This is a genomic window from Intestinimonas massiliensis (ex Afouda et al. 2020) (assembly GCF_900626285.1).
Lineage (GTDB): Bacteria > Bacillota > Clostridia > Oscillospirales > Oscillospiraceae > Flavonifractor > Flavonifractor massiliensis_A.
On sequence record NZ_LR131147.1, the window covers coordinates 1589611 to 1610607 of the forward strand.

Consider the following 20997-nt stretch of genomic DNA (forward strand, 5'->3'; position numbering starts at 1 on the left):
GGCAAAATACATCATAGCACGATCCTCTGCTGAACGCAAGAGTTTACCCGGCGTTCTCCTGTTCCTGCCGGGCCTGCCGGCGGGCGTCCCGGGCCTGGATGGTCTCCGCCAGGGTCCTGGCCGGGCGGGCATTGATCTGCTCCTGCCAGCTGAGCACCCAGGCTCTGAGCTGGTCCAGTCCTTCTTCCGTCAGAGGAAAGCGGACCGTCTCCTCCACCGTGCTGTCGGCCAGGTTCCAGGGGCCCTCCCACACCTGGGCCTCCAGGGCCGTCCAGGCGTCCTCCTCCTTCACCGGGTCCACCCGGTAGCGCATCCGGCCGCCGCTGGCCGTCCAGAAATTCCCGTTCTCAAAGTGGGAGAGCACGGGCAAAAACAGCTCCTGTTCCATACTGTCAGCTCCTTAACCATAAAAAACGCGTGGTATTATCATACCACGCGTTTTCTTGTTTTTCAATTCTCCGCGTAGCGGGACAGGAACTGGCGGGTACGCTCCTCCCGGGGGTGCTCGATGACCTGCCGGGCGTCTCCCTGCTCCACGATGACCCCCTCGTCCATAAAGATCACCTGGTCGGCCACGTCCCGGGCGAAGGCCATCTCGTGGGTGACGATGATCATGGTGGTCTTCTGCTCGGCCAGGGAGCGGATCACCTTCAGCACCTCGCCGGTGAGCTCCGGGTCCAGGGCGGAGGTGGGCTCGTCAAAGCACAGGATGTCCGGCTTCAGGGCCAGGGCACGGGCGATGGCCACCCGCTGCTGCTGGCCGCCGGAGAGCTGGCAGGGGAAGTGGTTGGCCCGGTCGCTGAGGCCCATCTTGGCCAGCAGCTCCCGGCCCTCGGCCTGGATCTCCTCCAGAATGGCCTTCTTGTTCTGCTTGAAGTCGGGCCGCTCCTGGCTCAGCAGCTCCTTGGCCAGGGTGACGTTTTTCAGAGCGGTGTACTGGGGGAACAGATTGAAGGACTGGAACACCATGCCGAAGTGGAGCCGCTTCTTGCGCACCTCGCTCTCCCGCTGGGTGGCGGGATCGGCGGCGTCGAAGATCACCTTGCCCCCCACCGCGATCCTGCCCTGGTTGGGGGTCTCCAGAAAGTTGAGGCACCGCAGCAGGGTGGTCTTGCCGGAGCCGGAGGAGCCGATGATGGCCAGGGCCTGGCCCTGTTCCAGGGAGAAGCTGATGTCCTCCAGCACCCGGGTGGCGCCGAAATGCTTTTCAATGTTCTGAACTTCCAAAATCGCCATCTCAGCACCTTCTTTCAGCGGAAGTAGGCCAGCTTCTTCTCCACCCAGCCGAAGAGCAGGGTGAGGGCCCCGTTGAACACCAGGTAGTACACACCGGTGAAGAACAGGGGCCACAGCAGGCCGGAGTAGCCGTGGGAGCCCTTCAGGAAGGCGTAGCCCGCCCAGATGATCTCCTGCATGGAGATGATGCGGGCGATGGAGGTGTCCTTCACCAGGGTGATGATCTCATTGGACATGGGAGGCACGATACGCTTGACCATCTGCAGCAGGGTGACGTGGAAGAAGATCTGGCTCTTGGTCATGCCCAGCACCTGGCCCGCCTCCTGCTGGCCCACCGGCACGCCCTGGATGCCGCCCCGGTAGATCTCGGAGAAGTAGCAGGCGTAGTTGATGATGAAGGCCACGGCGGAGGCCAGGAACCGGCCCCCCTCGCCGCTGGGCCAGGGGCTGCCGCCGGGGAGCACATAGCCGGGTATGTAGAAGATGATGATGAGCTGGAGCATCAGGGGAGTGCCCCGGATGACCCAGACCACAGTTTTGGTCAGCCAGCGCAGGGGTGGAAAGGAGCTCATGGAGCCGAAGGAGACCACCAGCCCCAGGGGGATGGCGCCGATCAGCGTGACCGCGAACAGCTTCAGCGTCTGGAGAAAGCCCTCGTTCAGGGCCCCGATGACCGTCAGAAACATAGGCGGAACCTACCTTTAATCGAAGTGTTGCAAGCCGGTAAACCGGCCAAAAGCAGAGAGCGTCACCGCTCTCTGCTTTTGGGACTTGGTAAAAGGATGTCTTACTCCTGGGGGATCAGGGCGGCCTGGATGCCGTAGGTCTCGGCCAGGCTGGTCATGGTGCCGTCGGCGTAGCTGTCCACAAAGAACTGGTTCAGCTTCTCCGCCAGATCGGAGCCCTTCCGGAAGCCCACGCCGTACTCCTCGCTGTTGAGCTGGATGGTGTAGGTCAGATCGGCGTAGCTGGTGCCCTCGCCTACCATGGCGCCCGCCATCAGGGAATCAATGATGGCGGCGTCGGCGGTGCCGGAGCTGACCTCCAGCACGGCGGTGGCCTGATCCACCACCTCGGTGTAGCTGAAGCCGTTGGCGTCCGCCTGAGCCTGGCCGGCGGAGCCGGATTCCACGGCGAAGTTCAGGCCGCTCATGCTGGCCACGTCGGGGTAGTCATCGGCCACGTCGGCGGGGAGGATCACCACCTGGGCGTTGTTGCAGTAAGCATTGGTGCACTCCATGGCGGAGGTGACCTCGTCAGTGAGGGTCATGCCGTTCCACACCACGTCGATGGTCTTGCCGTCCAGCTCCATCACCTTGTTGTCCCAGTCGATGATCTGGAACTGGGCCTCCACGCCCAGGCTCTCGGCAAAGGCCTTGGCCATGTCGGCGTCAAAGCCGATCCAGTTGCCGTCGGCGTCCTGGTAGTCCATGGGGTCAAACTCGGTGATGCCCACCACCAGGGTGCCCTTGTTCTGGACATAGGCCAGGTCGCTCTCGGCGGCGGGGGTATTGGATTCGGCAGAGGCGGGGCTCTCGCTGTTGCCGCCGGCAGGGGTCTCGGCGCTGCCGGTGGTGCCGCCGCAGGCGGTCAGTGCAAAGGTAAGGCCCAGCGCAAGGGCCAGAGCAGTCAGTCTGCGTTTCATGTACATTCCTCCAAACCATAGATAGAAATCGTGGTTGCTTTCGTATGTTACCACACTAAAGCATCATTGTAAAGAGGAATTTGAAATTTTCTCTGCATGGCGATAGTCCTCCGGGGTATTCACATTAAAAAGAACGTGCTCCAGATCAAAGCCGGGCAGGTCCCCTTCCTCCACCACCCGGCAGTCCAGCCGGTCCAGCAGGGCCCCCATGGCCCGCCGCCCTTCGTCCAGGCAAGCCTGGATATGGGGCAGGCAGGAGCGGCGGTAGGCGGCGAACAGGGGCTCCGGCTTTCCGCCGTTCCCGCGGATCAGGCAGGCATCCTTCTCCCCCAGCTTTTCCAGCAGCAGCCGGGCCAGGGCGGGGTCGCCGAAGGGCAGGTCCACGGCGGTGAGGAAGAGCCGCTCCGCCCCGGTACGGACGAAGGCGGTCTCCAGCCCCGCCAGGGGCCCCTGACCGGGCCGCAGGTCGGGCAGCTCCCACCGGCCGGACACCCACACCCGGTCAAAGCTCCCCCGGAACCTGGTAACCAGCCGGGTAAGGAAGTCCTCCCCGCCCAGGGTGAGCCCCGCCTTGTCCCGGCCCATGCGGGAGGATCTGCCCCCCGCCAGGATCACCGCTTCACGCGCCATACCGCTTTCCCCTTTCGTTTGCCATAGTGTAGCAGAAAAATTTACCCGCGTCAAAATCTGTATAGAAGCCCGTTGGATTCCATATCCTTTGAAACAGAATTCAGACGCATTGGAGGCTTGACACGCTATGAAAAAACTGGCCGCGGCCCTGCTGGCCGCCCTACTGCTGGCCGTCCCCGCCCGGGCCGCCTCCGCCGCGCCGTCGGTGGACGCCGGGGCGGCGGTGCTGATGGAGAAAGAGACGGGCACCGTTTTATATGAGCAGAGCGCCCACGACAAGATGGAGCCCGCCAGCGTGACCAAGATCATGACCCTGCTGCTGGTCATGGAGGCCATCGACAGCGGCAGCCTGTCCGCCGAGGACGTGGTGACGGTGTCCGCCCATGCCGCCTCCATGGGGGGCTCCCAGGTCTATTTAAAGGAAGGGGAGCAGATGACGGTCCGCGATCTGCTCAAGGCGGTGGCCGTGGCCTCGGGCAACGACGCCTCGGTGGCTCTGGCCGAGCACCTGGCCGGCAGCGAAGAGGCCTTTGTGGAGCGGATGAACCAGCGGGCCGCCCAGCTGGGCATGACCGACACCTGCTTTGTCAACTGCACCGGCCTGCCGGCGGCGGGCCACCTCACCACCGCCTATGACATCGCCCTGATGAGCCGGGAGCTGATCCTCAACCACCCCGCCATCCGGGAGTATACCACCATCTGGATGGATTCCCTCCGGGACGGCCAGTTCCAGCTGGCCAACACCAACAAGCTGATCCGGTTCTATGAGGGCGCCACCGGTCTGAAGACCGGCTCCACCGATTCCGCCGGCTACTGCCTGTCCGCCACGGCGGAGCGGGACGGCATGGAGCTCATCGCCGTGGTGCTCCACTGTCCCTCCTCCAACGTCCGCTCGGCAGCGGCCTCTTCCCTGCTGAACTACGGCTTTGCCAACTACACCCTGATGGACGTCTACCCCTCCCAGGCCCTGCCGCCGGTGGACGTGCTGCTGGGTGAGGAGGAGACCGTCCAGCCCGTTCTGTCCACCTCCAGCCGCATTCTGGTGGAAAAGTCCATGGTCAATCAGGTAACCACCCAGCTCAGCCTGTGCCAGGACGTGGAGGCCCCGGTGGAAGCCGGTCAGAAATTGGGCGAAATGACGGTGTATGCCGGCGACCAGCAACTCCAGACCATTCCCATCATAGCCGACACCGCCGTGGAGCGGCTTACCGTCCCCGGAATCTTTGCCCGCCTGCTGAAAACCCTTTTTATGGCCCAGTAATATATGTGCTGCACGCCGGAGACGGAGCTTCCGTCTCCGGCGTGTGCGCATTCTCCCCAAAAGTTTATTGCCCTACCTTACAAAATTTTACGCACTCTTTCCCATAGGCATCTTGACTATCCCAGCATATCGTTGTATACTTTCTACAAATAAGACCAGATTTATTTGGATCTTATTTATTACCAATGACAAGATTCTTTGGTTTACAGTCCCTTTGTTTGGGGATTTTTACCAACAAGGAGAGGATACCTATGGCTTTTACTGAAGAGAGTTCTGCCCTGAAAGACTTTTCCAACGGGCAGTCTGTCCGGGCGCAGGAGTTTATGGGCTCCCATCCCGCCGTCCGGAACGGTGTGGCTGGGTGGACCTTCCGGGTGTGGGCGCCCCACGCCAAGTCTGTGTCTATCATGGGGGACTTCAACGGCTGGAACGAAAACGGAAACCCCATGGAGGAACTGGCCGACGGCGTGTGGGAGGGCTTCGTCCCCGGCCTGCAGCAGTACGACAACTATAAATATGCGGTCCACGCCGCTGACGGCCGGGTGCTGGCCAAAGCCGACCCCTATGCCTTCCATGCGGAGACCCGGCCGGGGAACGCCTCCAAGCTGTACGACCTGAGCGGCTACCAGTGGGGCGACCAGAGCTGGATGGACTACCGGAAGAACAACCCCATCTACCAGAAGCCGCTGAATATTTATGAGGTACACCTGGGCTCCTGGCGGCGCACCGGCGACGACCAGATGCTGTCCTACCGGGACATCGGCAAGTACCTGGTGCCCTATGTGAAGGAGATGGGCTTCACCCATGTGGAGCTGCTTCCCGTCACCGAGCACCCGCTGGACGCCTCCTGGGGCTACCAGTGCACCGGCTACTTTGCCGCCACCAGCCGGTACGGCACCCCCCACGACTTCATGTGGCTGGTGGATCAGCTCCACCAGGCCGGCATCGGCGTGATCCTGGACTGGGTGCCCGCCCACTTCCCCAAGGACGCCTTCGGCCTGTATGAGTTCGACGGCCAGCCCTGCTACGAGTATGCCGATCCCCGGAAGGGGGAGCACGCCGACTGGGGCACCCGGGTGTTCGACTACGGCCGCAATGAGGTGCGCTCCTTCCTCTGCTCCTCCGCCATGTTCTGGCTGGAGCAGTACCACGTGGACGGCCTGCGGGTGGACGCGGTGGCCTCCATGCTCTACCTGGACTACGGCCGGCAGGGCGGCGAGTGGACCCCCAACGTGTTCGGCGGCCACGAGAACCTGGAGGCCGTGGACTTCCTCCAGCAGCTCAACGGTCACATCTTTATGGACCACCCGGACGTGATGATGATCGCCGAGGAATCCACCGCCTGGCCCCGGGTATCCCACCCGGTTGGACAGGGCGGCCTGGAGGGCGGTTTGGGCTTCAACCTGAAGTGGAACATGGGCTGGATGAACGACATCCTCCACTACATCAAGCTGGACCCCTATTTCCGGCAGTTCAACCACAAGGACATCACCTTCTCCCTGATGTACGCCTTTTCGGAAAACTTTGTGCTCCCCCTGTCCCACGACGAGGTGGTGCACATGAAGGGCTCCCTCATCAACAAGATGCCCGGCACCAACGAGGAGAAGTTCGCCGGCGTGCGGGCCTTCTACACCTACATGCTCACCCATCCCGGCAAGAAGCTGCTGATGATGGGCTGCGAGTTCGGCCAGTGGAACGAGTGGCACTATGAGCACTCTCTGGACTGGCACCTGCTGGATCCCGAAGCGGAGTGGGCCAAGCCCCACCGCCAGCTGCAGCAGTTCTTCAAGCAGGCCAACGCCCTCTACCTGGCCCACCCCGAGCTGTGGGAGCTGGACTTCTCCTGGGAGGGCTTTGAGTGGATCGAGGCCAACGACAACCAGGCCAACACCATCGCCTTCCTGCGGAAGGACAAGAAGGGCGACACCCTGGTGATCGTGTGCAACTTCTCCCCCGTGGACCGGACGGGCTACACCATTGGCGTGCCGGTACCCGGCGTATACACCTGCATCTTCTCCACCGACGATCCCGCCTTCGGCGGCAAGGGCCTGGGCGACACCGAGCCGGTGAAGAGCCAGTACAATGAGAGCCAGGGCAAGGAGCAGTCCATCACCCTGAAGCTGCCCGCCATGAGCGCCGCCATCTATCGCTGCACCCGGAAGTTCCCCGTCCGCCGCAAGAAGGCGGACGGAAGCAAGCCGGCCAAGAAGGCGGCAAAGGCGCCTGCGAAGGGAAAGGCCTCCGCCGCCAAGGCAAAGGCCTCTGCTCCGGCGGTGAGGGAGAAGGCAGCCGCCCCCGCCGTAAAGGCGAAGGCGGCCTCTCCCGCCGTGAAGGAGAAAGCCCCCGCTCCCGCCGTAAAGGCGAAGGCGTCCTCTCCCGCCGTGAAGGAGAAAGCCCCCGCTCCCGTGGTAAAGGAGAAGGCGGCCGCTCCCACTGTGAAAGAGAAGTCCCCCGCCCCGGCAGCCAAAAAAGCCGGGAAGAAAGCCAAAGCAGAGAAAGAAGAGAAGTAAGCTCTGATCCGGAGCCGGAAGGAGAGGAGAGGTCCGCAGGCTTTTGCGGCGCTTTCCGGCCATTCTTGCAGCCACCCAGAATCATCCATCGTCTGGTTTTATCGTTTATGTTATAGTAAAAGTCCAGTTCAATGACTGAGGTGATAGAATGAAAAAGGAATGTGTCGCCATGTTGCTGGCGGGCGGGCAGGGCAGCCGTCTGCACGCTCTTACCAGCCACGTGGCCAAGCCCGCGGTCCCCTTTGGCGGAAAGTACCGCATCATCGACTTTCCCCTGTCCAACTGCATCAACTCCGGTATCGACACGGTGGGTGTGCTGACCCAGTACCGCCCGCTGGAGCTGAACGCCTACATCGGCAACGGCGAGCCCTGGGACCTGGACCGGTCCTACGGCGGCGTCCACATCCTGCCCCCCTACATGCGGGAGGGCGAGAAGGGCACCTGGTACAAGGGTACCGCCAACGCCATCTATCAGAACATCAACTTCCTGGAGACCTATGACCCGGAGTACGTGCTCATCCTGTCCGGCGACCACGTGTACAAGATGGACTATGCCCAGATGCTCCGCCGGCACAAGGAGGTGGGCGCGGCCTGCACCATCTCCGTGCTGGAGGTCCCCATGGAGGAGGCTCCCCGGTTCGGCATCATGAACGTGGATGAGAACGACGACATCTACGAGTTTGAGGAGAAGCCCAAGAAGCCCAAGAGCAATCTGGCCTCCATGGGCATCTACATCTTCACCTGGAAGAAGCTGCGGGAGTATCTGATTGCCGACGAGGAGGACGAGAAGAGCGCCAACGACTTCGGCAAGAACATCATCCCCGCCATGCTGAACGCCGGGGAGAAGATGACGGCCTACCGGTTCCAGGGCTACTGGAAGGACGTGGGCACCATCGACTCCCTGTGGGACGCCAACATGGATATGCTCTCCCCCGACAACGGCATCGACCTATATGATACCGAGTGGCCCATCTACGCCCGCACCCCCACCAAGCCGCCTCACTTTATGGGCAAGGACGCCAAGGTGGCCCACTCCATGGTCACCGGCGGCTGCGAGGTATACGGCACGGTGGAGAACTCGGTGCTCTTCCACTCCGTCATCGTGGAGGAGGGCGCGGTGGTGCGCTACTCCATCCTGATGCCCGGCACCGTGGTCAAGGCGGGCGCCGTGGTGGAATACGCCATTGTGGCGGAAAACAGCGTCATTGGTGAGCGGGCCCGGGTAGGCGCCTCTCCCGACGGCAGCGAGGAGTGGGGCGTGGCCGTGGTGGCCCAGCACCTCACCATCGGGCCCGACGCCGTGGTCTCTCCCAAGGCCATGATCACTCGTAACGTGAAAGGAGGTGGGGTGAAATGATGAACAAGCTGCACGGCATCATTTTTTCCTACCTTTCCAACCCCGACCTGCGGGAGCTGACCCAGCACCGCAACACCTGCTCCATCCCCTACGGCGGCCGGTACCGGGTGATTGACTTCATGCTCTCCAACATGGTCAATGCCGGCATCTCCGACGTGGGCCTGATCGTCCACGCCAACTATCAGTCTCTGCTGGACCATGTGGGCTCCGGCAAGGACTGGGACCTGAGCCGCAAGCACGGCGGCCTGCGCATTCTGCCCCCCTTCGGCTATTCCGGCCGGCGGGAAGGCGTGTATCGGGGCCGCATGGACGCTCTGGCCGGCGTGCGCTCCTACCTGCAGAATATCCGGCAGGACTACGTGGTGCTGGCCGGCGGCGACGTGGCGGTGAACCTGCCCCTCCAGGACATCTTTGACGCCCACATCCGCAATGACGCGGACATCACCGCCGTGTGCACCAGCCACCCCATGGGGGATCCCAAGGAATCGGATTACTTCTCCATCGGCGCCGGCGGCCGGGTCACCGACGTGTCGGTACACCCCTCCATCGCCCAGGGCTGTGAGTCTCTGGAGGTCTACATCCTCTCCAAGGCGCTGCTGCTCTCCCTGGTGGACCACTGTGCCGCCCACAACATCCCCTCTTTCAGCGTGGGCGTGCTGCAGGCCATGTCCGGCCAGCTGAAGATCTGCCCCTATGTGTATGACGGCTATGCCGCCCGGCTCCAGTCTGTGGCGGGCTACTTCGCCCGCAGCATGGAGCTGCTGGATCCCGATATCCGCAAGCAGCTGTTCGTGCCCGACCGGCCGGTACGCACCAAGGACCGCTCCGATCCGTCCACCTATTACGGCCCCAACTCCAAGTCCATCAACTCTCTGGTGGCCGACGGCTGCATCATCGAGGGCGAGGTGGAGAACTCCATCCTGTTCCGCGGTGTGCGGGTGGAGAAGGGAGCCCGGGTATCCGGCTGCGTGCTGATGCAGGGCACCACCATCCAGGCGGGCGCTGTACTCAAGTACGCCATTACCGACAAAAATGTGCGTGTGAACCCCGGCCGGATGCTGATGGGTCACAGCACCTACCCCCTTGCCATCGCCAAGAACGAGATCGTATGACGGGGCGGGCCGGCCTCCGTGCCGGCCCGTTTCCCCTATGCTCACATATCAATTTGATTGGAGAACAGTATGAATATTTTGTTTGCCACCTCAGAGTGCGCCCCTTTTATCAAGACCGGCGGTCTGGCGGACGTGGCCGGCGCCCTGCCCAAGGCCCTGGCCAAGCTGGGACACGACGTGCGGGTGATCCTGCCCCTGTACGAGGGCATCGGTCAGGAGTGGCGCAGTCAGATGACCTTCCTGCAGTGCTTCCACATCACTGTGGCCTGGCGCACCCCCTACTGCGGCATCTTTGAGCTGAAGCGGGACGGCGTCACCTACTGGTTCGTGGACAACGAGTACTACTTCAAGCGGGCCAATATTTATGGCCACTACGACGACGGCGAGCGGTTCGCCTACTTCTCCCGGGCCGTGGTGGAGACGGTGGGCTACCTGAACTGGCATCCCGACGTACTGCACTGCAACGACTGGCAGACCGCTCTGGTGCCCATCTACCTGCTGGAGGAGCGCCACCGCATTCCTCAGCTGGCCGACACCAAGAGCGTGTTCACCATCCACAACATCGAGTATCAGGGCCGCTACGGCAGTCAGACCCTGAAGGATCTGTTCGGTCTGAACGCCGGCTACTTCAACGAGCATATGCTGGAGTACCACGGGGATGTGAACCTGATGAAGGGGGCCATCTACGCCGCCGACTATGTCACCACCGTGTCTCCTACTTACGCTGAGGAGCTGCAGTACAGCTTCTATGCCCACGGACTGGAGGGGGTCATCTCCGATAACCGCCACAAGCTGAAGGGCATCCTGAACGGCATCGACACCGAGGTATATGACCCCTGGCAAGACGCGGGTCTGACCAAGCACTTCTCCGCCAAGCAGATGGCGGGCAAGAAGGCCTGCAAGGCCGCCCTGCAGCAGATGTCCGGCCTGCGGGAGAATCCCGACACCCCCATTATCGCCTGCGTCTCCCGGCTGGTGAAGCACAAGGGCTTTGATCTGGTCACCGCCGCCATCCAGGACATTATGGGCATGGATACCCAGATGATCGTGCTGGGCACCGGCGACTGGAACTTTGAGGAATCCTTCCGTCAGGCCCAGAACCAGTATCCCGGCCGGTTTGCCGCCCACCTGATGTACTCCCCCAACCTGTCCACCGCCATCTACGGCGGCGCCGACATCTTCCTCATGCCCTCCATCTCCGAGCCCTGCGGCCTGAGCCAGATGATCGCCATGCGCTACGGCACCATCCCCGTGGTGCGGGAGACCGGCGGCCTGCGGGACTCCGTGATCCCCTACAACAAGTACACCGGAGAGGGCACCGGTTTCTCCTTCGCCAACATCAACGCCCACGAGATGACCGGGGTGCTGGCCGAGGCCGTGGACCTCTACCACAACGACAAGAAAGCCTGGAAGGGCATCCAGAAAAATGCCATGACGTCCGACTTCTCCTGGGACAAATCCGCCCAGGAATACTGCCAGATCTACAGCTGGGTAACGGGCAAGTAAAGTTCGATTCCCATCTCTTGACAAAGTAAATACGCTTGTGATAAAATTCCGCTCCGCAGGGGGATTTTGGCTCCCTGCGGAGCGCTTTGATGCGATCCTAACCAGAATAGGAGATGTCTGCGTTGCACAACTATACGAAGAAAGAGCTGATGAACCTCATTACCGGCAAGCTGCGCCGCAACTTCGGCCGTGACGTGGAGGAAGCCACCAGCCTGCATATGTTCAAGGCCTGCGCCATGGTGCTGCGTGATATTATGTCCGAGCGGCAGATGAAGACTGCCGACAAGGTTGCGGAAGAGCACCAGCGTCAGGTCCATTATCTGTCCCTGGAGTTCCTGATGGGCCGCTCTCTGATGAAGAATGCCTATAACCTGGGTGTGCTGGAGCAGCTGAAGGGTGCCATTGAGGCTCTGGGCTTCTCCGCCCCCGACCTGTTCGAGACCGAGCCTGACGCCGGTCTGGGCAACGGCGGCCTGGGCCGCCTGGCCGCCTGCTACCTGGACTCCATGACCACCCTGGAGATCCCCGCCACCGGCTACTCCATCTGCTACGAGCTGGGTATCTTCAAGCAGAAGATCGTGGACGGCCAGCAGGTGGAGCTGCCCGACAACTGGCTGGGCCTGGGCGACGCCTGGCTCATTCCCAAGATGGACGAGGTGGAGGAAGTCCACTTCGGCGGCAAGGTAGAGGACGAGTGGGACGACCAGGGCCGTCACCGGGTGAAGCACACCGGGTATGACACGGTGCTGGCGGTGCCCAAGGACATGGAGATCTCCGGCTACCACACCGAGCACGGCAACCTGCTGCGGCTGTGGGACGCCAAGAGCCCCACGCCGGTGGACATGAACCTGTTCTCCTCCGGCCAGTACCTGAAGGCGGTGGAGCAGCAGGCCATGGCCGAGTCCATCTCCAAGGTGCTCTACCCCGAGGACAACCACTACGAGGGCAAGTCCCTGCGTCTGAAGCAGCAGTACTTCTTCGTGTCCGCCACCATCCAGTCCATCGTGCGCAAGCACCGGGCGGAGTACGGCACCCTGCGCAACTTCCACCTGAAGCACGTCATCCAGATCAACGACACCCACCCCACCCTGGCCATCCCCGAGCTGATGCGGATCCTGCTGGACGAGGAGGGCTACGGCTGGGAGGAGGCCTGGTATATCACCACCCACACCATCGCCTACACCAACCACACCGTCATGGCGGAGGCCCTGGAGCGCTGGCCCCAGCAGCTGATCGAGTCCCTGCTGCCCCGGATCTGGCAGATCCTCATTGAGATCTCCAACCGCTACCAGCAGGCTCTCACCACCTACTTCCACGGCGACCTGTCCAAGGTGGCTCCCATGGCCATCATCTGGGGCGGCGAGGTGCGCATGGCCAACCTGTGCGTGTGCGCCTGCTTCAAGGTCAACGGCGTGTCCGCCCTCCATTCGGAGATCCTGAAGCACGACGTATTCCACGACGCCTATGCGCGTACCCCCGACAAGTTCACCAACGTGACCAACGGCATCGACCACCGCCGCTGGCTGGCGGAGAGCAACCCCAAGCTGGACGCCCTGATCCAGGAGTGCTGCGGCAAGGACAAATACCTGCTCCAGCCCGAGGCCCTGAAGGAGCTGGAGAAGTTCCAGGACGACGCCGGGGTGCTGTCCCGTCTGGGCCAGATCAAGGCGGAGAACAAGAAGGCCTTTGCCGCCTGGGTGAAGCGGGAGAGCGGCATCACCCTCAACACCGACGCCATCTTCGACGTACAGGTCAAGCGGCTCCACGAGTACAAGCGCCAGCTGCTGAACGTGCTGCACATCATCTACCTGTACCAGCACATGAAGAACGATCCCCACTTCGACTTCGCGCCCCGCACCTACCTGTTCGGCGCCAAGGCGGCCCCCGGCTACGCGGTGGCCAAGCGGATCATCCGGCTCATCAACTCGGTGTCCGATATGATCGCCAAGGACCCCATCTGCAAGGACCGGCTCCAGGTGGTCTTTTTGGAGAACTACCGGGTGAGCCTGGCGGAGAAGCTGATGCCCGCCTCCGAGCTGAGCGAGCAGATCTCCACCGCCGGCAAGGAGGCCAGCGGCACCGGCAACATGAAGTTCATGATGAACGGCGCCCTGACCATCGGCACCCTGGACGGCGCCAATGTGGAGATGCACCAGGTGCTGGGCGACGAGAACATCTTCCTCTTCGGCCTGAAGGCCCACGAGGTGGCCGAGCTGAAGCAGAAGGGCTACAAGTCCTATGAGTACTACGTCCACAACCCCGACCTGCGGGCTGTGGTGGACCAGCTGAACGTGGGCTTCGGCGACGGCGTGGCCTATGACGACCTGGCCCGCCGGCTGCTCTTCGGCGACGGCGGCGCCGCCGACGAGTACCTGCTGCTGGCCGACTTCGAGAGCTACCGGGACGCTCACGCCCGGGCGGGCCGGGCCTACCAGGACCCCAAGGCGTGGAACAAGATGTCCCTGCTGAACATCGCCCGGTCCGGCATCTTTGCCGCCGACCGCTCCATCAGCGAGTACGCCAAGAACATCTGGAACGTCCCCGTGCGGGAGCTCAAGTAAACAGGAACCCCAAACCGGGCGGCAAAAAGCCGCCCGGTTTTTTTGCGCTTTGCGCAATCATTGCCCCGCCTCCGGCGCTTTCTTACCAGAAGGGAGTGAATGGTATGCCCAGTCTCAACGGTCTTCCCCTCTCCTGCGAGGAGATCCTGGACCGCTACGGCCCCCTGGTCTACCGCATGGCGGTCCAGGGCACCGGCAGCGCGGCCGACGGGGAGGATGTGGCCCAGGAGGTCTTTGTCAGCCTGATCCGCAGCGACCCCGCCTTTGCCGATGACACCCACCTGCGGGCCTGGCTCATCCGGGCCACCGCCAACCGCTGCAAAAGCTGGGGCCGCTCCCCCTGGAGAAAGTGCACCGTTCCGCTGGAGCCCAACCGGGATACCGTCCCGCCGCCTCCCGATGGCTCCGGCGTGCTGGAGGCGGTGGCCGCCCTGCCGGCCAAATACCGCTGGCCGGTGTACCTCCACTACATCGAGGGGTACACCGCCGCCGAGATCGGCCTGCTGCTGGGCTGCCCCCGGAACACGGTGCTCTCCCGGCTGAGCCGGGCCAGAGAGAAGCTGAAGGACGCGCTGAAGGAGGAATGGTCATGAACAGCGAGCAGCGCTATCGCAGTACCCTGCGGGGGATGACCCCCTCCCCCGCCTGGCGGAAGGACACTTTAGCGGCCATGCAGGCCGCCCAGGGGAAAAAGACCCGCCTCCGCCGCCGTCCCCTGGTCCTCGGGGCCACAGCGGCGGCCCTGGTCCTGGGGGTAGGGCTGGGCGCCTGGTGGTCCGGCCGGATGGGGACCGACCCCAACGACCCCGGCGTGGCCCGCACCCCGGAGCCGGCGGTCACCTCCACCCCGGAAATCTCAGAGGGCTGGAACGAGAGCTTTGCCATCGTCACCGACCCCAGCCAGCTGATGGGAAAGAACCCCGCCGCCGGGCGGCTGGGCGAGCTGTACGAGCTGCCGGTGTACGAGAACCCCAATATAGCGGCCAGCGACGAGGCGGAGGAACTCATGCACACCCTGGCCGAGGCCATTGCCCAGTCCCTGGACCTGACCGCCGACAGCTATACCTTTGAGGCGGGAACCGACATGCCCTGGATGACCCTGAACTGTACCGATTCCACCCAGATCATCCTCCACGGGCTCAACTTCCGGCGCATCCTTCCGGGCTCCGACCCGGAGGCCCTCTGGGCAAAGCTGTGTGAAACGGTCCGCACCTCTTCCGAAGGTTTCACGGTGGAGGAAGAAATTCTGGAAGAATACAACTTTGACGGTACGCCTTACACCGTCCGCTCCGTCTTCGCCACCCATCCGGATACCTCCCTTGAAATGCAGCTTTATTTCTACTCCTTCTTCAACCGCTACACCCTGGAGGGCGGCAACATCTATCAGGCCGTCTCCTCCGCCGCTCTGCTGGCTCCTCCGGGCGAACTGGTCTATCCCCTCCGTTCGGAGGAGGACGCCCTGGCCGCCTTCCGCGCCGGGGACTACTGGGGGGCCCACTACACCGCCCACCCGGACCAGGCGGAGATCCTCCAGGTCACCATCGAGTACGACACCACGGAGGGCCAGCCCTACTTCCAGCCGGTGTACCGCATCCTCTACACCCAGGACTACTGGGACGAGGTGATCGCCGACTGGATGGACGACGGGGTGGACCCCTCCTCCTTCACCGGGGTGGGCATCGCCTATGTACCCGCTATCGACCCGGAATACCAGGATGAGGTGCCCTACCGGCGGTACTTCAACGGCGGTCTGGCCTATCACGGCTCCTGACCGTCCCCATAAACAGACGAAGGGGCGCTCCCGCATGGGAGCGCCCCTTCGCCGTAAGAGAGGAAAGGAAAGAGAGAGGTTATTTGGTCAGGTAAGAGAGGGGGTCCACCGGGGCGCCGTCCTGCTCCATGCTGAAGTGGAGATGGTCGGGCAGGGCGCTCTCGGCAATGGCGGTGTTGCCCACGCTGCCCAGGATGTCGCCGGAGGAGACGGTATCCCCCTCCTCCACCGTGGGGGTGGCGGCCAGGTTGGCGTAGGTGGTGGTCATGCCGCCGCCGTGGTCCACCACCACGGTGGTGCCCATCATCACGTCGGAGGTGACGGAGGTCACCGTACCGGCGGCGGCGGCACGCACCTCAGTGCCGGCGGCGGACGCGATGTCGATGCCGGTATGGGTGCGCCAGTCCGCCATGGTGGGATCATAGGACAGGGCGTCCACGCTGTAACCGGTGAGCACGTCCCCCCGCACTGGCCAGAAGTAGGATGTGGGGGCGGCCGCCGGCGTGGCTGCGGGGGTGGGGGTGGCGGCCGGGGCCGGGGTGGCGGTCACCTTGGGCGTGGCCGCGGGCGTGGGTGTGGGCACCGCATGCTCCGCCGTGACGGCGGGAGCGGTGACCCTGGGCGTGGGCGTGACGGTGACCTGGGCCGGTCCGCCGGCGGCCACATCCTCCTGCTCCGGTGTGAAGGAAGAGAACAGATACCAGCCCGACACGCCGATGGCGGCGATACAGAGGAACAGGACGATGTAGAAGCCTTTCCCCTCTATGAAATCGCCGAAACGCTGAACAAACGGTTTTTTCATGCTGATTAGCACCTCCGAGCCTATTGTGGACAACCCGGCGGTCCGATATACCTGAAATCTGCAAAATTTTTCTTGCCTTTCCATCCGGGAGAAGGCGTACCACATTTTAAGAAAACTTTAATCCTTCCTTGATGACGCCTTATAAACAATTCTGATATGCTGAATGGGCATCCAGGAAAATATGGATAAACTGCTAATTTTGCAGCGTTCCCGTTGACAGGTCCCCAGGTCAGGCGTACAATTGTGACAACTTGTCATATAGGAGGGGCGTCTATGCCCAGCACCACCTTTTTCAATCTGCCCGACCAGAAGCGGGAGCGTCTGCTGGCCGCAGCCCGGGCGGAATTTGCCCGGGTCCCCTACGAGGATGCCTCGGTCAACCGGATCATCCAGGCGGCCGGCATCCCCAGGGGCTCGTTCTACATGTATTTTACCGATAAGGAGGACCTGTTCCGCTATCTGATGGAGAACTACGGCGGAATGCTGGAGAACCGGCTGGGCCAGCTGCTGGACCACACCGGCGGCGACCTGTTCGCCGCTTTTTTCGCTCTGTTTGACGACATCCGGGCCCAGTGGGATAGCGGGGTCTGCCGGGAGATGGCGGCCATCATCCGCCGGAACCGGCAGATGCAGCCGGGGGCCTACCTGGACCGGCGGGGGCCGGAGGGCATCCTGGACCGGCTGCGGGACAAGGTAGCCCTGGACCGGCTGGATCTGCGGACGGACACCGATCTGTGCGATCTGTTCCGCCTGCTGGTGTTCGGCCTGGTGGGGGCGCTGATCTCAGCGGGAGCCACCGGCGACCCGGCCGCCGCCCGGCTGCGGCTGGAGCGTTTATTCGGGATCCTTCAGCGGGGTGCGCTGACCAAAGCGCCCTGCTGTTAGAGTCATAGCAAGGAAAAGGAGAAACCAGTATGGAAGCAACCCAGACCAAGCCGGCCGCCCCGGCGGCGGAGCCGGAAAAGCAGGCTCCTCAGTTCAAGGCACCTAAGAAAAAACGCAAGTGGGTCAAGCGCCTGGTGATCATTCTGGTCATCGTGGCCATTCTGGCCTTCCTGCTGTCCCGGTGCATGGGCGCGGGCCAGCAGATCCTCAGCAGCGCCTATCTGCCCTACACGGCGGAAATGCGGGACATGACCGTGTCGGTGTCGGGCACCGGCACCATCGAGCCTGTCCAGTCCTACAAGGTCACCACCCTGGTCAGCGGCGAGATCCTGGAGGCCCCCTTTGAGGAGGGCCAGACGGTGCAGAAGGGCGACGTGCTCTTCCGCATCGACGCCCGGGACCTGGAGAGCAACATTGAGCAGCTCCAGCTCAGCGTCCGCTCCGCCCAGCTGGCCCTGGACGACCTGCTGAAGACCCAGAGCGACAACCAGAAGGACCGGAACGTGAAGGCGGAGGACGCCGGTGTCATCACCAAGCTGTACGTGGACCAGGGGGACAGCGTCACCATCGGCGCCCCCATCGCCGACGTGCTGGACCGGGACCACATGAAGCTGAAGGTGCCCTTCCACTCCGCCGACGCCAAGAACTTCTACATCGGCCAGGCGGCCACCGTCACCGTCAGCGGCACGGCGGAGACCATCACCGGCACCGTGGATGAGATCGCCGCCACCGACGAGGTGGGCCCCGGCGGCACCCTGGTGCGGCAGGTGACCATTCTGGTGAACAACCCCGGCGTGCTGTCTGAGACCAGCCAGGGCTCCGCCTCCGTGGGCGGGGCGGCCTGCGCCTCCGGCGGGGCCTTTGCCTACGCCAGCTCCTCCCAGATCACGGCCAAGGCATCCGGCGATCTGGATACCCTCCGGGTGAAGGAGGGGGACCGGGTCAGCGAGGGCCAGGTCATCGGCGTCATCTCCGAGGCCGACCTGGATACCCAGATCGAGAACGCCCGCATCAACCTGGAGAACGCCCAGCTCTCTCTCCAGAACGCCCAGGATAAGCTGGAGGACTACACCATCACCTCCACCATCACCGGCGAGGTCATCGAGAAGAACCTGGACGTGGGGGACAACATCAGCGGCGTCACCGCCAACGGCGCCACCGTCACCTACCCGGCGGTGATCTACGACCTGTCGGAGCTCACCTTCGACATGGACATCGACGAGCGGTACATCAGCCAGATCCAGGTGGGCCAGCAGGTGGAGATCACCGCCGACGCCCTGGACGGCCAGAGCTTCACCGGCGTGGTGGATAAGGTGAACATCAACGGCACCACCGTCAACGGCAACACCAGCTATCCCGTCACCGTCAAGGTGGACGGGGCCCCGGAGGAGCTCTACCCCGGCATGAACGTGTCCGCCAAGATCATCGTGGAGGAGGCGGGCAGCGTGCTCACCCTGCCGGTGGAGGCGGTGGAGCGGGGCAACACCGTAAAGGTGGCCCTCCCCGGCTGTCTGGATGAAAACGGAAACATCGTGGACCTGTCCGCCACCGAGGAGCGGCAGGTCACCCTGGGCCGCAACGACGACAACTACATCGAGATCACGGACGGCCTGGAGGAGGGGGACGTGGTCCTGGCCCTCAGCCCCCAGGGCTCCAGCATGATGGACACCATCGCGGCGGAGATGGGGTAAGCCATGGGACATCTCATTGAACTCAAGGACGTATATAAGATCTACCAGATGGGAGACGAGGCGGTCCACGCCCTGGACGGCATCTCCCTGACGGTGGATCAGGGGGAGTTCGTGGCCATCGTGGGCCAGTCCGGCTCGGGCAAGTCCACCGCCATGAACATCATCGGCTGTCTGGACGTGCCCACCTCGGGCACCTACCACCTGGGGGGCGTGGACGTGTCCACCATGGACGACGACCAGCAGGCCGAGATCCGCAACAAGATGCTGGGCTTCATCTTCCAGCAGTACAACCTGATCCCCAAGCTCAACGTGCTGGAAAACGTGGAGCTCCCCCTGCTCTACGCCGGGGTGTCCGCCAGCCAGCGGCGGGAGCGGGCCATGAGCGCCCTGGACCGGGTGGGCCTGGCAGACAAATATAAGAATCTGCCCAGCCAGCTCTCCGGCGGCCAGCAGCAGCGGGTGTCCATCGCCCGGGCCCTGGCGGGCAATCCGTCGGTGATCCTGGCCGACGAGCCCACCGGCGCCCTGGATTCCCGCACCGGCCGGGAGGTGCTGGGCTTCCTCCAGAAGCTCAACGCCGAGGGGGACACCGTGGTGCTCATCACCCACGACAACTCCATCGCCGTGAAGGCCAAGCGCATCGTCCGGCTCCAGGACGGCAGGATCATCTACGACGGGGACGCCCACGATCCCCAGGCGGTGGTCCAGCCGGAGGAGGAGCAGGAGGAGGTGGGCGTATGAAGATGGGTCAGTCCTTCCGCATGGCCATCAAGAGCCTGATGACCAGCAAGATGCGGGCCCTGCTCACCATGCTGGGCATCATCATCGGCGTGGCGGCGGTCATCATCATCATCTCCCTGGGCAACGGCATGGAGCAGTACATGAACCAGCAGTTCGAGCAGGTGGGCGTCAACCTGATCCAGGTCTACGTCTACCCCACCGGCAGCAACCGGGAGGCCAGGCCGGACGACTTCTACAACCTGGCGGAGAAATATCCCCAGTATCTGGACTCGGTGTCCCCCTACCTGACCGCCACCGCCGCCGTGCGCCACGGCACCGACGAGTATGACCATACCAGCGTCTACGGCGTCAGCGAGACCCTGTACAACCCAGAGAAGAACCAGACCGTCAACGGCGAGCAGCTGAAGGAAGGCCGCTTCCTCAGCTACGTGGACGTGGAGCGGGAGCAGAAGGTGTGCGTCATCGGCGACTACCTGAACCAGGACATGTTCCAGGGGGACGGCCTGGGCCAGGCCCTCACCATCGGCGGCTCCCCCTACACCGTCATCGGCGTGCTGGACCAGAAGGCAGATTCCACCGAGGGCAGCGGCGACGACCTGATCTACCTGCCCTACGGCCTGGCGGAGCAGATGGGGGCCGGCGGCGGGATGCAGGTCTATCTGGTGACCAGCACCAGCCAGGACACCTCCTCCGCCGCCAAGGGGGTCATCGAGAGCATGCTGTACCGGATCTACCAGGATGACAGCGCCTACATGGCCATGACCATGTCCGAGATGATGGACATGATGGACTCCATGCTCAGCGTGCTCATGACCATCCTCATCGTCATCGCCGCCATCTCCCTGGTGGTGGGCGGCATCGGCATCATGAACATCATGCTGGTGTCGGTCACCGAGCGCACCCGGGAGATCGGCATCCGCAAGTCCCTGGGGGCCAAGGGCAAGGACATCCGCAGCCAGTTCATCATCGAGGCGGGCACCACCTCCGCCATCGGCGGGGTCATGGGCATCGTCCTGGGCATCATCCTGGCCAACGTGTTCACCGCCCTGGTGGGCGCCCTGGTCAGCGGGGCGGAGGGCTTCGCCGCCGTTCCCACCGCCGGGGGCATCGCCGTGTCCTTCGGGGTCAGTGTGGGCATCGGCATCCTGTTCGGCTACCTGCCCGCCAACAAGGCCGCCAAGCTCAACCCCATCGACGCCCTGCGGTATGATTAAAACGGCATCCCGCCCTTGTGCGGGGGCGGCGGTTGGTATATGATAAAGACACAAGCTTCCATTTCCGTGGGAAGG

General features: G+C 63.2%; 18 protein-coding genes. 12 read left to right on the forward strand and 6 right to left on the reverse strand.

Translation table 11 applies throughout. The features are described 5' to 3' along the window. Nucleotides 1–43 precede the first annotated feature (43 nt). The 5 genes from E0E41_RS08075 to mobA form a co-directional block, all read right to left on the reverse strand. Nucleotides 44–388, reverse strand: coding sequence for a hypothetical protein (locus tag E0E41_RS08075; RefSeq protein WP_130869461.1), 345 nt, complete (start codon nucleotides 386–388; stop codon nucleotides 44–46). Nucleotides 389–450: 62 nt separating this feature from the next. Further along, the gene (locus E0E41_RS08080) at nucleotides 451–1236 is read right to left on the reverse strand and encodes an amino acid ABC transporter ATP-binding protein (RefSeq protein WP_130869462.1); all 786 of its coding nucleotides are present in this window, start codon (nucleotides 1234–1236) and stop codon (nucleotides 451–453) included. Nucleotides 1237–1250: 14 nt separating this feature from the next. Further along, nucleotides 1251–1922: an amino acid ABC transporter permease gene (locus tag E0E41_RS08085; RefSeq protein ID WP_130869463.1), complete on the reverse strand. Its 672-nt coding sequence runs from the start codon at nucleotides 1920–1922 to the stop codon at nucleotides 1251–1253. Between the two features lie 101 nt (nucleotides 1923–2023). Continuing rightward, entirely contained in the window at nucleotides 2024–2881 is an 858-nt protein-coding gene (locus tag E0E41_RS08090) for a transporter substrate-binding domain-containing protein (RefSeq protein ID WP_130869464.1), read from the reverse strand. A 63-nt stretch (nucleotides 2882–2944) separates the two neighbouring features. Further along, nucleotides 2945–3511, reverse strand: coding sequence for a molybdenum cofactor guanylyltransferase (gene mobA, locus E0E41_RS08095; protein WP_130869465.1), 567 nt, complete (start codon nucleotides 3509–3511; stop codon nucleotides 2945–2947). A 127-nt stretch (nucleotides 3512–3638) separates the two neighbouring features. On the opposite strand from mobA, the gene E0E41_RS08100 reads away from it, so the two are divergent. The 8 genes from E0E41_RS08100 (at nucleotide 3639) to E0E41_RS08135 (ending at nucleotide 15589) form a co-directional block, all read left to right on the forward strand. Then, nucleotides 3639–4772, forward strand: coding sequence for a D-alanyl-D-alanine carboxypeptidase family protein (locus tag E0E41_RS08100; RefSeq protein WP_130869466.1), 1134 nt, complete (start codon nucleotides 3639–3641; stop codon nucleotides 4770–4772). 251 nt (nucleotides 4773–5023) lie between these two features. Then, entirely contained in the window at nucleotides 5024–7282 is a 2259-nt protein-coding gene (gene glgB, locus E0E41_RS08105; RefSeq protein ID WP_242623732.1) for a 1,4-alpha-glucan branching protein GlgB, read from the forward strand. A 148-nt stretch (nucleotides 7283–7430) separates the two neighbouring features. Continuing rightward, nucleotides 7431–8639 (forward strand): glucose-1-phosphate adenylyltransferase, encoded by a 1209-nt coding sequence (locus E0E41_RS08110; protein ID WP_130869467.1) that lies wholly within the window; start codon nucleotides 7431–7433, stop codon nucleotides 8637–8639. Beyond that, nucleotides 8636–9751, forward strand: a complete 1116-nt coding sequence (gene glgD / locus E0E41_RS08115) for a glucose-1-phosphate adenylyltransferase subunit GlgD (RefSeq protein WP_130869468.1) — start codon at nucleotides 8636–8638, stop codon at nucleotides 9749–9751. The genes E0E41_RS08110 and glgD overlap by 4 nt, the downstream gene beginning before the upstream one ends. 69 nt (nucleotides 9752–9820) lie before the next feature. Next, nucleotides 9821–11257, forward strand: coding sequence for a glycogen synthase GlgA (gene glgA / locus E0E41_RS08120; RefSeq protein ID WP_130869469.1), 1437 nt, complete (start codon nucleotides 9821–9823; stop codon nucleotides 11255–11257). 113 nt (nucleotides 11258–11370) lie between these two features. Continuing rightward, nucleotides 11371–13818, forward strand: a complete 2448-nt coding sequence (locus E0E41_RS08125; RefSeq protein ID WP_130869470.1) for a glycogen/starch/alpha-glucan phosphorylase — start codon at nucleotides 11371–11373, stop codon at nucleotides 13816–13818. 104 nt (nucleotides 13819–13922) lie between these two features. Next, nucleotides 13923–14411 carry an RNA polymerase sigma factor gene (locus E0E41_RS08130; protein ID WP_130869471.1) on the forward strand — a complete coding sequence of 163 codons (489 nt, stop codon included), beginning with the start codon at nucleotides 13923–13925 and terminating at the stop codon, nucleotides 14409–14411. Further along, nucleotides 14408–15589 carry a hypothetical protein gene (locus E0E41_RS08135; RefSeq protein WP_130869472.1) on the forward strand — a complete coding sequence of 394 codons (1182 nt, stop codon included), beginning with the start codon at nucleotides 14408–14410 and terminating at the stop codon, nucleotides 15587–15589. Before E0E41_RS08130 ends, E0E41_RS08135 begins: the two co-directional genes overlap by 4 nt. 79 nt (nucleotides 15590–15668) lie before the next feature. Here the strand turns inward: E0E41_RS08135 and E0E41_RS08140 are convergent, their stop codons facing one another. Further along, on the reverse strand, nucleotides 15669–16391 hold the full coding sequence (locus tag E0E41_RS08140; protein WP_130869473.1) for a M23 family metallopeptidase: 723 nt from the start codon (nucleotides 16389–16391) through the stop codon (nucleotides 15669–15671). A 273-nt stretch (nucleotides 16392–16664) separates the two neighbouring features. On the opposite strand from E0E41_RS08140, the gene E0E41_RS08145 reads away from it, so the two are divergent. Genes E0E41_RS08145 through E0E41_RS08160 form a run of 4 tightly spaced genes read left to right on the forward strand, consistent with a single transcriptional unit; the run spans nucleotide 16665 to nucleotide 20922 of the window. Then, nucleotides 16665–17276: a TetR/AcrR family transcriptional regulator gene (locus tag E0E41_RS08145; RefSeq protein WP_130869474.1), complete on the forward strand. Its 612-nt coding sequence runs from the start codon at nucleotides 16665–16667 to the stop codon at nucleotides 17274–17276. Between the two features lie 29 nt (nucleotides 17277–17305). Further along, nucleotides 17306–18967, forward strand: a complete 1662-nt coding sequence (locus tag E0E41_RS08150; protein ID WP_130869475.1) for an efflux RND transporter periplasmic adaptor subunit — start codon at nucleotides 17306–17308, stop codon at nucleotides 18965–18967. A 3-nt stretch (nucleotides 18968–18970) separates the two neighbouring features. Beyond that, nucleotides 18971–19708: an ABC transporter ATP-binding protein gene (locus E0E41_RS08155; protein ID WP_130869476.1), complete on the forward strand. Its 738-nt coding sequence runs from the start codon at nucleotides 18971–18973 to the stop codon at nucleotides 19706–19708. Further along, nucleotides 19705–20922, forward strand: a complete 1218-nt coding sequence (locus tag E0E41_RS08160) for an ABC transporter permease (RefSeq protein WP_130869477.1) — start codon at nucleotides 19705–19707, stop codon at nucleotides 20920–20922. The genes E0E41_RS08155 and E0E41_RS08160 overlap by 4 nt, the downstream gene beginning before the upstream one ends. Nucleotides 20923–20997: the final 75 nt, after the last annotated feature.